Below are 12,981 nucleotides of genomic sequence, written 5' to 3' on the forward strand. Positions count from 1 at the left end.
AATATTGCCACATTGGGACAACTGAGGGCCCTGAGCTTTGCGCGTTTGGAGTATAGCGAACCAGAAAGGCGGCGTGGGTAAAACCACGACCACCGTTGCCCTGGGCGGGCTGGCCGCCGAGCAGGGGCGACGGGTATTGCTGTTGGATCTGGATCCGCACGGCTCCCTGAGCTCCTACTTTCGTCAAGATCCCGACAGCGTCCAGAAAAGCGTGTTTACCCTGTTTGAGGAGCGTAAAAATCTCTCGCCCGAACGGGTGCGCGAGCTCATTCTGGAAACCGGCTGTGACAATCTGCACCTCATGCCTTCGGCCACGGCCCTGGCCACGCTGGAGCGTCATTCAGTGGGGCAGGAGGGCATGGGACTGGTACTGACCAAGGCCCTGGCGCAAGTGTACGACGACTACGACCTGGTGCTGGTGGATACGCCCCCGCTGCTGGGTGTGCTGATGATCAACGCCCTGGCCGCCGCTCAGCGGCTGATCATGCCGGTGCAGACCGAGTTTCTGGCCCTGAAGGGACTGGAACGGATGGTCCATACGCTGGAGATGATGAGCCGGTCACGCAAGCGCCCACTGGAATATCATATTGTGCCGGTGATGTTTGACCGACGCACCCAGGCCTCGGTCAGCAGTCTGCTCACCATTCGCAACACCTACCCGAAAACCGTCTGGCCGGGGATGATTCCGGTCGACACCAAGTTTCGCGATGCCAGTCGCGTGGGCCTGCCACCCCATCTGTTCGAACCCGAGAGTCGCGGGGTGGAAAGTTACCGCTCGCTCTATCGCTGGCTCATGAAAAGAGAGCCCGGCGTTCTGGCCCGGGGAGGTGTCGCGTGAGCCGCCAGCACCCGGACCGGCCCCAGGCGGTGCTGCAGAGCTATCTGGACGAGCTGCTCACCAGTTCGGAAGAGCCGGAGCCGCACCGCTACGCCGATCCGCTTGAAGAGCAGCGCGAGCGTCTGCAGAAGTTGCTCTACAGCGCCTCCTTGCGGGAGTCGACGGCGGAGCCCATTCCGGCCCCTGTTGTGGTGGAGCCGGAGGTCAAAACCCGGACCCGGCCCAACGTTCAGTCGTTTGCCCCCGAAGTGACGCGGCGGGAAGTCAGGGAGGAGCACACGGCCATTGAAGTGGTCACTCGGGCCGAGCCGGAGCCAAAGCAAGAGCCCGAGTACGAGGAACCAGAGGCGCTACTGGAAGAGCCTGAGGCAAAGCTGCCCGAGCCGGAGGCGATGGCGTTTCGCGCCAAAGATCTGGAGTGGCTCGACAACGGTCGGCCCGCCTGGGCGCAGAAGCGTTTTGATGTCCTGCTGTTCAAGGTCTCGGGCCTGACCCTGGCCGTCCCTTTGATTGCCCTGGGGCAGATTCACCCCATGACCGATGAGCTGACACCGCTGTTTGGCCAGGCGGACTGGTTCATGGGCCTGCTGCCCACCTCCATGGGGAAAATACGCACCGTGAATACCGCCAAATTTGTGATGCCCGAGCGCTACGATGAAAGCTTTGTGCGCACCGCCCAGTACGTGATCTCCATTGATGGTGTTCCCTGGGGGCTGGCGGTGGATACCGTGAATCAGCCCATCAGCCTGGATCCGGAGGACGTCAAATGGCGCTCCGAGCGCAGCCGCCGTCCCTGGCTGGCCGGCACGGTCAAAGAACACATGTGCGCGCTGCTGGATATACCGCGCGTTGGACAATTGTTAATGGAAGCGGATACGCGCCGCCGGGCCTGAACCCTGTGTCAGCCGGCTGTTTTTCGGTAGCAGTTAGGCGCAGACCGGGCCAATCGGCTATAGTAAGCAACAGATTGTAATGAGGAATTGACGTATGGCGACCAACACTCGCGGCAAACCCAACAAAGACACTGACGATCAGGTATTGCAGTGGGTCACCTTTCGGCTCGACGGCGAGACCTATGGCATCAACGTGATGCAGGTTCAGGAAGTGCTGCGCTACTCCGAGATTGCCCCCGTACCCGGCGCGCCTTCCTACGTGCTGGGGATCATCAACCTGCGCGGCAACGTGGTGACCGTGATCGACACTCGCCACCGGTTTGGTCTGCCCGCCGGGGAGGTGACCGATAACACCCGCATCGTGATCATCGAAACCGACAACCACGTGATCGGCATCATGGTCGACAGTGTCGCCGAGGTGGTCTATCTCAACCAGTCCGAGATCGAAAGCGCGCCCAATGTGGGTAACGAAGAGAGTGCCAAGTTCATTCAGGGCGTCTGCCACAAAAACGACGAACTGTTGATTCTGATTGACCTGAACAAGCTGCTCACCAATGAAGAGTGGGCCGAGCTGGATGAGATTTAACCCGGCATGAACTGGATTCACCTGGCCCTGGCGGGCTGTGCCCTGTTGAGTGTGTTGGCGCTGGCGATTTCGCTGGTGGCGCTGCGGGCGAGCCACCGTCAGGTGGACCAGCTGAAGAGCAGTCACCGGCGGTTGGAGAGCGAGCTCGCGGTGGTCAACAGCGCCGCCATCGGTATGGGCAATCGCCTGCTCTCCATGGAAAAACGGGTGCAGCAGGGCGGTGGCCTCAGCGATTCAGCCGCTGGCCCTTCAGACCAGCCCTATACCGAGGCCAACCAACTCTTTCGCATGGGTATGGATGTGGAAGAAGTCTCCCGCCGCTGCGGCCTCTCCCGGGCCGAAGCCTCCCTGCTGCAGGCAATGCAGGAACACCGGTAGGGTGGGGTCCCCCCACCGAAAACCGTAGACCCGTAGGGTGGGCTCCGCCCACCGAAAAACACTCTACGCCGAAAACACCCTACGCCGAAAACACCTGCCCGTTAACCCCCACCGAATCATCCCCCATCAAATACAGATACAGCGGCATATGCGCCTCGGGCGGCGGCACGCTGGCGGGGTTTTCCGCCGGGTAGGCCGAGGCGCGCATGCGCGTGCGGGTGGCACCGGGGTTCAGACTGTTGGCCCTGACGGGACCGGTACCTTCCAGCTCTTCCGCCAGGGTCTCCATCATATTATCCTGGGCGGCCTTGGAGGCGGCATAAGCGCCCCAGAAGGCCCGGCCTTTCTGCGCGACGCCCGAGCTGGTAAACACAATGCTGGCGTGGTCGGCGCGCTCGAGCAGCGGCAGCAGTGCCTGGGTGAGCATGAAGGGCGCGTTGACATTCACATGCATGACCCGCAGCCAGGCGTCGGCCGCGTAGTTGGCAATGGGCGTGCGCTCTCCCAGGTCGCTGGCGTTGTGCAGCAGCCCGTCCACCCGACCGAACTCGTCGTTCAGGGCATCGGACAGATCGCGGTAGTCTTTTTCCACCGCGCCTTCGAAATTGATCGGGTAGATGGCTGGCTGGGGGCCGCCGGCCTGCTCGATTTCGTCGTAGACTTTTTCCAGCTTGGCCAGGGTGCGCCCCAGCAACACCACGGTGGCGCGGTGCTCGGCAAAGGTTTTGGCGGCAACCCGGCCAATCCCGTCGCCAGCCCCGGTCACCACAATAATCTTGTCTTTCAGCAGACTGGGGGCGGGTTGGTATTGATCCGGTAATTCCATAAAAAGGCTCTTCTTCTCTCGATTCGGTTAAACATTTCCGTAGGGTGGGTTCCGCCCACCAAAAACCCGGTGGGGAAACCCCACCCTACCATCTCTTCCGCTACTCTCTGAGACTTTCCACAATCCCCAGTTTCTGTAGGGTGGGCTCCGCCCACCGAGGCAAACGTCCCATGCTCTTCCGCTACTCTCTGAGACTCTCGACAATCCCCAGAATCTCCGAGGCATGCTCCACACGGAAGTCCGCCCCCCAGGCATCGATATCATCCCCCTCTTCAATATAGCCATAGGCGGCCGCCAGGGTCACCGAGCCGGCCCGCTGGCCGCATTCGATATCGCGCTGATGATCGCCCAGGTAAAGAATATGCTCGGGCTCGCAGCCGAGATGTTTGGCCGCAAGATAGAGCGACTCGGGATGGGGTTTGCGTTCCGCTACATGGTCGGGGCAGATGATGCTCTCCGGCGCCGGCTTCAGGTCCAGGGCCTTCATCAGGGGCAGGGTGTAGGTTGCCGGTTTATTGGTGGCGATGCCCCAGGGCAGGCCCCATTGTTCCAGTCGGTCCAGTACGGCCTGAATGCCCGGAAACAGCCGGGAGTGGGTCGCCAGATTGTCACTGTAGATCTCCAGCAATCGCTCGCGCAGGGGCAGAAAATCGGTGTGCTCCGGGGTGATGTCGAAGGCCAGACACACCAGAGCGCGAGCCCCGTTGGACACACTGCGGCGGATGGTCTCGGCTGGTAGGGGCGGGAGGTCGTATTCCGCCCGCAGTTTGTTCACCACCACCACAAAGTCCGGAGCGGTGTCGAGTAGGGTGCCGTCCAGGTCGAACACCAGGGCGCGGATGTCTCGTTTCATGGGTGCGTCTCTAGCCGGCGTGCTGTGCATGCAATAGGTAATTGACGCTTACGTCCCCGCTCGTGAGCTTGTAGCGCCGGGTCAGCGGGTTGTAGGTCATACCGGTCAGGGTCTTGAGTTCCAGGTCGGAAGCACGCAGCCAGCGCCCCAGCTCCGAGGGGCGGATGAATTTGCGGTAATCGTGGGTGCCTCTGGGCAATAGCTTGAGCACATATTCGGCGCCCAGAATGGCAAACACATAGGACTTGGGGTTGCGATTGATGGTGGAGAAGTAAACGTGGCCCCCCGGGCGCACCAGCCGGGCACAGGCGGCGACGATGGAGGCCGGGTCGGGCACATGCTCGAGCATCTCCAGGCAGGTGACGATGTCGTACTGGCCGGGCTCCTGCTCAGCCAGGTCCTCGGCGGTGATCTGCCGGTAGTCGATGTCCAGACCACTCTGCTGGGCATGCAGGCGGGCCACCGCCAGGGGCGCCTCGCCCATGTCGATGCCGCTGGCGACCGCGCCGCGCTGGGCGAGCGCCTCGGTCAGAATGCCGCCGCCACAGCCCACATCCAGCACGGTTTTGCCCGCGACCGGGGAGTGCTGATCAATAAAGTTGGCGCGCAACGGGTTGATCTCATGAAGCGGCTTGAACTCGCTGTCCGGGTCCCACCAGCGACTGGCCAGGGCCTCGAACTTGGCTATTTCCGCGTTATCAACATTGCTCATCGGGTTGGTTGCTCCACAGTTTAGATCCCTACTGGCTGATCTGCTGGCGCCACCAGCGCGACTTGCCGATCAGTTCGCGTTCATTCAGCGTCTGCAACTGCCGGCTCAGCAGCACCGCGCGCCCGGCCACCCAGACGTGAGTGACACGGTGGCCGCTGTTGGTATAGACCAACTGCGACACCGGATTGTATACGGGCTGGGCCGCAAGTTCGCTCAATTCGACGGCGGTAATATCCGCCGCCTTGCCCACCTCCAGTGAGCCGATCTGGTCTTCCAGTCCCAGCGCCCGGGCGCCACCCAGGGTGGCCATGCGCAGAGCGCTGTGGGCATCCAGGGCCTCGGCCCGGCCCGAGACCGCCTTGGCCAGAAGTGCGGCGGTTTTCATCTCGCTCATCAGATCCAGATCATTGTTGCTGGCCGCGCCATCGGTCCCGAGCGCCACATTGATCCCCGCATCCAGCAGCGTCTGCACCGGGCAGAAACCGCTGGCGAGCTTCAGATTCGACTCGGGGCAGTGGACCACATGGGCACCGGACTCACTCAACAGCGCGACATCCGTGTCATCCACCTGCGTCATGTGCACACACTGGGTGAGCGGCGAGAGCAGCCCCAGGTCCGCCAGCCGCTGAGTCGGGCGCTTGCCGTGCTGCTCCAGCGACTCGGCCACCTCCTTGGCGGTTTCATGCAGATGGATATGAATGGGCGCGTCCAGCTCCTGCGCCAGAGTCGCCACCCGCTTGAGCGGCTCGTCGGACATCGTGTAGGGCGAGTGGGGCCCAAAACCGACCGTAATCAGATTGCTGGCGCGGAAATCGTCGTGCAGCGCCAGGCCCTTGCGAAAATACTCCTCCGGACCACTGCCCCAGGCTGTGGCAAAGTCCAGGATCGGAAAAGCGATCTGCGCCCGCATATGCGCCTGCTGAGCCGCCTGCGCCGCCTGCTCCGGGAAAAAGTACATATCACTGAAACAGGTCGTCCCGCTGCGGATCATCTCCGCCATCGCCAGCTCCGTCCCGTCGCGCACCATGTCCTCATTCACCCACTGACCTTCGGCCGGCCAGATATGGTCATGGAGCCACTCCTTGAGCGGCAGATCATCGGCAATACCGCGCAACAGACTCATCGCCGCATGCCCATGAGCATTCACCAGACCCGGCATCAGCACATGATTGCCCAGGTTGATCACTTGCTCGGCCTCAAACCGCTTATCCGCCTCCGACTGCGGCACCAGCGCCTGAATCACACCGCCGCGTATGGCCAGGGCACAGTTCTCAAACACCCGGTTCTCGGGCACCACCGGCACAATCCAGCGCGCCTTGATAAGCAAATTCACCGTTTCTGGGGCTGCCATAACAACAAATCCTGAGAAAAATCTCCAAAGGCGGGCAGTATACCCCGAAAACCCGCCATTCTGCAGGCCCGGCACGGCTTACCGCCCACGACACCCTCCACCGGGCGCCACCGCCGCCCCCGGGACCCAAAACCACTGTAGAATCACCCCCTTAGCCGGTTTTTATGGTAGAATTCTGCGCTTTATGTGGTAGCTGCAAAAGCTCGCACGCGAGCCCATGGAGGCTCTGTAGGTGTTCGGGCGCTACGAAGCTCGTAGGCCCGATTTGGGCGTTTGCTTTCCAGGACCGTGAGCCGTGGGACTAGCGCTCTCGAGTTTACAGGGACGTACTTGCAACGTGTCCTGGAAAGCAAACGCCCGAAGCGGGCCGACCTTGAATACCGGCACAAACTGAATTCAAGTGATTGTTTGGAGTACCAGAACCAGCCGCGCGACAACCCGCGGTTGTTTAACCGACGTTTGATAATAAGGAACTCAGCGAGTCCATGGGCGAATTAGCGAAAGAAGTTTCACCGGTCAACATCGAAGACGAACTCAAAAAGTCCTACCTCGACTACGCCATGAGCGTCATCGTCGGGCGAGCACTTCCAGACGTGCGAGACGGCCTCAAACCCGTCCACCGACGCGTCCTCTTCGCCATGAGCGAACTCAAAAACGACTGGAACAAATCCTATCTGAAATCCGCCCGCGTCGTCGGCGACGTCATCGGTAAATACCACCCGCACGGCGACTCCGCCGTCTACGACACCGTCGTACGCATGGCCCAGCCCTTCTCCCTGCGCTACATGCTCGTGGACGGGCAGGGCAACTTCGGCTCCATCGACGGCGACAGCGCCGCCGCCATGCGATACACCGAAGTGCGCATGGCCAAAATCGCCCACGACCTGCTGTCCGACCTCGACAAAGAAACCGTCGACTACGTCGACAACTACGACGGCACCGAACGCATCCCCGACGTACTGCCCACCCGCATCCCCAACCTGCTGGTCAACGGCTCCTCGGGTATCGCCGTGGGTATGGCCACCAACATACCGCCCCACAACCTGCGGGAAATCGTGCGCGGCTGCCTGGCCTACATCGACAACGAAGACATTACCATCGACGAACTGATGGAACACATACCCGGCCCCGACTTCCCCACCGGCGCCATCATCAACGGCCGCGCGGGCATCGTGCAGGCCTACCGCACGGGTCGCGGACGCATCTACATCCGCGCCAAGGCGGAAATCGAAGTCGACGCCAAAACCGGGCGCGAAACCATCATTGTTCACGAAATTCCCTACCAGCTGAACAAGGCGCGTCTGATCGAGAAAATCGCCGAGCTGGTCAAAGACAAGAAAATCGATGGCATCAGCGAGCTGCGCGACGAGTCGGACAAAGACGGCCTGCGCATCGTCATCGAAGTCAAGCGCGCCGAGTCGGCCGAGGTGCTGCTCAACAACCTCTACGCCCAGACCCAGCTGCAGAACGTGTTTGGCATCAACATGGTCGCGCTTCAGGATGGCCAGCCCAAGCTGTTGAACCTGAAGGACCTGATCGAAGCCTTCGTTCGCCACCGGCGCGAAGTCGTCACCCGGCGTACCGTCTACCTGCTGCGCAAAGCGCGCGAGCGGGGGCACATCCTCGAAGGCCTGGCCATGGCCATCGCCAACATCGACCCGGTGATCGAACTGATCAAAGCCTCGGCCTCACCGGCCGAAGCCAAAGAGGGCCTGATGGGGCGTGGCTGGGATACCACCCACATGAGCGCCTTCCTCGAGCGCGCCGGCGGCGACGCCTGCAAGCCCGAAGACCTGGGCCCCGGCTTTGGTCTGCACGACGACGGCAGCTACTACCTGTCCCCGGCCCAGGCCCAGGCCATCCTGGATCTGCGCCTGCACCGCCTGACCGGTATGGAGCACGACAAGCTGCTGGCCGAGTATGAAGAGAAGCTGGAGCAGATCACCGGCTACCTGGACATTCTGTCCCGTCCCGAGCGCCTGCTGGAAGTGATTCGCGAAGAGCTTGAACAGGTGATCACCGATTACGGCGACGAGCGTCGCACCGAAATCACCGCCTCGACTCTGGATCTGACCACCGAAGACCTGATTGCCGAAGAAAACCGCGTGGTCACCATCTCCCACAACGGCTACGCCAAGAGTCAGCCGCTGGACGATTACCAGGCCCAGCGCCGCGGCGGCATGGGCAAGTCGGCCACCTCGGTCAAAGACGAAGACTTTATTGAACACCTGCTGATTGCCAGCACCCACGATACGATTCTGTGCTTCACCAACGCCGGCAAGGTTTACTGGCTCAAGGTGTACATGATTCCGGTGGCCGGCCGACAGTCGCGTGGTCGACCGGTGGTGAATCTGTTGCCGCTGGAAAATGACGAGCGGATCACCTCGATCCTGCCGGTGAAAAACTACGACGCCGACCACTTCATTTTCATGGCGACCCGTCGCGGCACCGTCAAGAAGACCCCGCTGGATCAGTTCTCACGTCAGCGCAGTGTCGGCCTGAAAGCGATCGAGCTGGACGAGGGCGACTCCCTGGCGTTTACCGCCGTCACCGATGGCAGCAAGGAAATCATGCTGCTCTCCAGCAGCGGCAAGGCAGTACGCTTCATGGAAACCACCGTCCGCTCCATGGGCCGGGTATCCCGCGGCGTGCGCGGTATCCGCATGAACGACGACCACCAGGTGGTGGGTATGTTGATCCCGCAGGAAGACGGTCAGGTGCTGACCGTGAGCGAGCAGGGTTACGGCAAGCGCACCCCGGTGGAAGACTTCCCCACCAAGGGACGCGGTGCCCAGGGCGTGATCGGCATGCAGACAACCGACCGCAATGGTGCGCTGGTGGGTGCCGTGCAGGTGCTCGACGGTGAAGAAATCATGTTGATCACCGACCAGGGCACACTGGTCCGCACCCGCGTGGATGAAGTCTCGGTCCTCAGTCGCAACACCCAGGGTGTGCGTCTGATTCGCCTCAAGGCCAATGAACACCTGATTGGCATCGAGCGGATTGAAGAAGACGAAGAGAGCGGTGAATCCCTGGTGGAAGACGACGAAGCCCCTAAGTGACGAAACCCGAGTTATGAGTGAAGACAAGAAACTGCGGCAGCTGCGCGATCGCATTGACCAGATTGATGAGCAAATCGGACAGCTGATTTCCGAGCGCGCCAGCTGCGCCCAGGAAGTGGCCGATGTGAAAAAGGCCGAGCTGGGCACCGCCTATGCCAGCCAGACCTTCTATCGCCCGGAGCGCGAAGCCCAGGTGTTGCGCAAGGCCATGGAGCGCAATAAAGGCCCGCTCAGCAATGAGGAAATGGCGCGTCTGTTTCGCGAGATCATGTCCGCCTGTCTGGCCCTGGAGCAACCGATCAAGGTCGCATTTCTCGGCCCGGAGGGCACCTTCACCCAGCAGGCCGCACTGAAGCATTTTGGTCACTCGGCGGTGGCCATGCCGTTTTCGGCCATCGACGAAGTCTTTCGCGAAGTGGAAGCCGGCGCGGTCAATTACGGCGTGGTGCCAGTGGAAAATTCCACCGAGGGGGTGGTCAATCACACCCTCGACAACTTCATGACCTCCAACCTGAAAATCTGCGGTGAAGTGGAGCTGCGCATCCACCAGAACCTGCTGATTTCCGACGTCACCGACGTCAAGAGCATTACCCGCATCTACTCTCACGCTCAGTCACTGGCCCAGTGCCGTAAGTGGCTGGATGCGCACTATCCCAAAGCCGAGCGGGTCGCGGTCAGCAGCAACGCCGAAGCGGCCAAGCGATTGAAGGGCGAGTGGAACGCCGCGGCCATTGCCGGCGGGATGGCGGCCGAATTGTACGAGCTGAAAATTCTGGCCGAAAAAATTGAAGACGAGCCGGACAACTCCACCCGGTTTTTGATCATCGGGACCGAATCCGTCCCGGCCAGCGGCGATGACAAAACCTCGCTGGTGGTGGCGATGCGCAATGAGCCCGGCGCGCTGCACAATCTGCTCGAGCCCTTTCACCGGCACGATATTGACTTGACCCGGGTGGAATCCCGCCCGTCCCGCACCGGCGCCTGGACCTATGTGTTCTTCATCGATTTCAGCGGCCATGCCGGGGATCCGGTGGTCAGCAAGGTGCTAAAGGAAGTCTCCTCCCGTGCGGCGGATCTGAAGCTGCTCGGCTCCTATCCCAAAGCGGTACTTTAGCCTCTTTATGTCTGGGACCTCGACATGAGTGATTCAGCCTTCCCTGCATCGCCCACATCGCCCCCGGGCGGCGAGCCCGTTATTGGCAAGCTGGTCGTGGTGGGCCTGGGCCTGATCGGCGGCAGTCTGGCCGCCGGATTGAAATTGCGTGGTGCCTGCCGGGAGACCATTGGTGTGGTTCGCCGCGCCGAGACCGGGCGCAAGGCGCTGGAGCTGGGCGTGGTTGATCGGGTCAGTGCGTCGCTGGAAGAGCTGGCGCCGGAGCTGGGGGAGGGCGATGTGGTCTTTATCGCCGTGCCCACGCTCTCGGTAGAGAGCGTTCTGCAGACACTGCATGACTGCGTGGCCGATACGGTGACTGTGACCGACGGCGCCAGCGTCAAGGGCAGTGTCCAACGCGCCGTGGAGAAAGTCTACGGCGCCATGCCCCCGCAGTTTGTGCTCGGCCATCCCATTGCCGGTTCCGAGCGCAGTGGCGTGACCGCCGCCAATCCCGACCTGTACGAACAGCATCGTGTCATCCTGACTCCACTGCCGGAAACCGGAGTCGAGCACCGGGAGCGCGTGCGCAATATCTGGCAGGCGGTGGGCGCGGAAGTGCTGGAGATGTCGGTGGCCGAACACGATCAGGTGCTGGGCGCCACGAGTCATTTGCCTCACGCCATTGCCTACTCGCTGGTGGATACCCTGGCGGAGGATATCGGCAACCCGAATATTTTCCGCTACGCGGCGGGTGGCTTTCGCGATTTCACCCGTATCGCCTCCAGCGACCCGGTGATGTGGCACGACATCATGAAGGCCAACCGGGGCGCGGTGCTCGATTCACTGGACCTGTTCATTGACAATCTGACCCGCCTGCGCGGCGCCATCGATCGGGAAGATGGTGAATACCTGCTGGGCGTATTTACCCGGGCCAAGGCGGCGCGGGATCACTTTACCAATATCTTAGCCAAGAGGGCGTTCGTACCTGCCATGACCACTGCGAAAATAGACTACCTGCTTCAGCCCGGCGGCCAGGTGACCGGCACCATTCGCGTCCCCGGTGACAAATCCATTTCTCACCGCTCGATCATGCTCGGCTCACTGGCCGAAGGTGTGACCGAGGTGGAGGGGTTTCTGGAAGGGGAGGACGCCCTGGCGACGCTCCAGGCCTTTCGCGATATGGGTGTGGTCATCGAAGGCCCGAGTGAAGGCCGGGTAAAAATCCACGGCGTGGGCCTGCAGGGCCTGAAGGCCCCCAAAAAGCCGCTCTATATCGGCAACTCGGGCACCACCATCCGCCTCATGTCCGGCATTCTGGCGGGGCAGGCGTTCGACAGTGAAATCAGCGGTGACGTCTCTCTGGCCAAGCGCCCCATGGATCGGGTGGCCAACCCCCTGCGGGAAATGGGTGCTGTGGTGGATACCGCCGAGGGTGGCCGCCCGCCATTGAAGATCAAGGGCGGCCAGCCGCTCAAGGGCATCGACTACCACCTGCCCATGGCCAGCGCCCAGGTGAAATCCTGCGTACTGCTCGCCGGCCTCTATGCCGAGGGCACCACGCGGGTCACCGAGCCGGCGCCCACCCGGGATCACACCGAGCGGATGCTCACCGGCTTCGGCTATTCCGTGTCGCGCGACGGCGCCGTGGCTGAATTGACCGGGGGCGGTAAGCTCACCGGCACCAAAATTGAAGTGCCCGCCGATATTTCATCGGCCACCTTCTATATGGTCGCGGCCAGTATTGCGCCGGGTTCGGATCTGACGCTGACCCATGTGGGTATCAACCCCACGCGTATCGGCGTGATCAACATTCTCCAGGCCATGGGCGCCGATCTCACCCTGAGCAACGAGCGCACCGTGGGCGGTGAACCGGTGGCGGATATCCGTGTACGGTACGCGCCGCTCAAGGGCATCCACATCCCCGAAGACCAGGTCCCCCTGGCCATCGATGAGTTTCCGGCGCTGTTTATCGCGGCGGCCTGCGCCGAAGGCAAGACGGTACTCACCGGCGCCGGCGAGCTGCGCGTGAAGGAGAGCGACCGCATCCAGGCCATGGCCGATGGTCTGCACACCCTGGGCATCGACGCTCAGCCTACAGAGGATGGCATCGTGATTGTGGGTGGCCCTATGGGCGGGGGTGAGGTGGAAACCCATCACGACCATCGCATCGCCATGTCATTTGCCATCGCGGCGCTGCGGGCCAGTCAGCCCATCCGCGTGAAAGACGCCACCAATGTGGCCACGTCTTTCCCGACGTTTGTCGAGCTGGCGAAACAGACTGGAATATCCTTAGAAGTAATCGATCGTTAGAGAAGCGGTACATATTACTTTATAATGCGCCCAGCTTAACCTGAAACCAACTTTGATCACCTGACAGTGTGAGTGG

General features: G+C 61.7%; 11 protein-coding genes. 7 read left to right on the forward strand and 4 right to left on the reverse strand.

Annotated elements, in window-relative coordinates:
- Positions 1 to 37 precede the first annotated feature (37 nt).
- The 4 genes from AAE484_RS15130 (at position 38) to AAE484_RS15145 (ending at position 2,695) form a co-directional block, all read left to right on the forward strand.
- Complete coding sequence (locus AAE484_RS15130) at positions 38 to 838, forward strand: ParA family protein (protein WP_341939261.1); 801 nt, start codon at positions 38 to 40, stop codon at positions 836 to 838.
- On the forward strand, positions 835 to 1,731 hold the full coding sequence (locus tag AAE484_RS15135; RefSeq protein ID WP_341939262.1) for a chemotaxis protein CheW: 897 nt from the start codon (positions 835 to 837) through the stop codon (positions 1,729 to 1,731). The genes AAE484_RS15130 and AAE484_RS15135 overlap by 4 nt, the downstream gene beginning before the upstream one ends.
- 94 nt (positions 1,732 to 1,825) lie before the next feature.
- Entirely contained in the window at positions 1,826 to 2,317 is a 492-nt protein-coding gene (locus AAE484_RS15140) for a chemotaxis protein CheW (protein ID WP_341939263.1), read from the forward strand.
- 6 nt (positions 2,318 to 2,323) lie between these two features.
- Positions 2,324 to 2,695, forward strand: coding sequence for a DUF2802 domain-containing protein (locus AAE484_RS15145; protein ID WP_341939264.1), 372 nt, complete (start codon positions 2,324 to 2,326; stop codon positions 2,693 to 2,695).
- A gap of 79 nt (positions 2,696 to 2,774) precedes the next feature.
- On the opposite strand, the gene AAE484_RS15150 is transcribed toward AAE484_RS15145, so the two are convergent.
- The 4 genes from AAE484_RS15150 to AAE484_RS15165 form a co-directional block, all read right to left on the reverse strand.
- Positions 2,775 to 3,521 carry a YciK family oxidoreductase gene (locus tag AAE484_RS15150; protein WP_341939265.1) on the reverse strand — a complete coding sequence of 249 codons (747 nt, stop codon included), beginning with the start codon at positions 3,519 to 3,521 and terminating at the stop codon, positions 2,775 to 2,777.
- Positions 3,522 to 3,702: 181 nt separating this feature from the next.
- A complete protein-coding gene (locus AAE484_RS15155) occupies positions 3,703 to 4,374 on the reverse strand; it encodes an HAD-IA family hydrolase (RefSeq protein WP_341939266.1) in 672 nt (223 codons plus the stop codon).
- A gap of 10 nt (positions 4,375 to 4,384) precedes the next feature.
- The gene (ubiG, locus tag AAE484_RS15160; protein WP_341939267.1) at positions 4,385 to 5,086 is read right to left on the reverse strand and encodes a bifunctional 2-polyprenyl-6-hydroxyphenol methylase/3-demethylubiquinol 3-O-methyltransferase UbiG; all 702 of its coding nucleotides are present in this window, start codon (positions 5,084 to 5,086) and stop codon (positions 4,385 to 4,387) included.
- A gap of 28 nt (positions 5,087 to 5,114) precedes the next feature.
- Positions 5,115 to 6,437, reverse strand: coding sequence for a TRZ/ATZ family hydrolase (locus AAE484_RS15165; RefSeq protein ID WP_341939268.1), 1,323 nt, complete (start codon positions 6,435 to 6,437; stop codon positions 5,115 to 5,117).
- A gap of 485 nt (positions 6,438 to 6,922) precedes the next feature.
- Here AAE484_RS15165 and gyrA point away from each other — a divergent pair, with 485 nt between their 5' ends.
- The 3 genes from gyrA to AAE484_RS15180 are packed head-to-tail and all read left to right on the forward strand — an operon-like array spanning position 6,923 to position 12,905.
- The gene (gene gyrA / locus AAE484_RS15170; protein ID WP_341939269.1) at positions 6,923 to 9,499 is read left to right on the forward strand and encodes a DNA gyrase subunit A; all 2,577 of its coding nucleotides are present in this window, start codon (positions 6,923 to 6,925) and stop codon (positions 9,497 to 9,499) included.
- A 13-nt stretch (positions 9,500 to 9,512) separates the two neighbouring features.
- Positions 9,513 to 10,613 carry a prephenate dehydratase gene (gene pheA / locus AAE484_RS15175; RefSeq protein ID WP_341939270.1) on the forward strand — a complete coding sequence of 367 codons (1,101 nt, stop codon included), beginning with the start codon at positions 9,513 to 9,515 and terminating at the stop codon, positions 10,611 to 10,613.
- A gap of 24 nt (positions 10,614 to 10,637) precedes the next feature.
- Entirely contained in the window at positions 10,638 to 12,905 is a 2,268-nt protein-coding gene (locus tag AAE484_RS15180) for a bifunctional prephenate dehydrogenase/3-phosphoshikimate 1-carboxyvinyltransferase (RefSeq protein ID WP_341939271.1), read from the forward strand.
- Positions 12,906 to 12,981: the final 76 nt, after the last annotated feature.

This window comes from Marinimicrobium sp. C2-29 (assembly GCF_038419845.1).
In the GTDB taxonomy this organism is placed as follows: Bacteria; Pseudomonadota; Gammaproteobacteria; order Pseudomonadales; family Cellvibrionaceae; genus Marinimicrobium.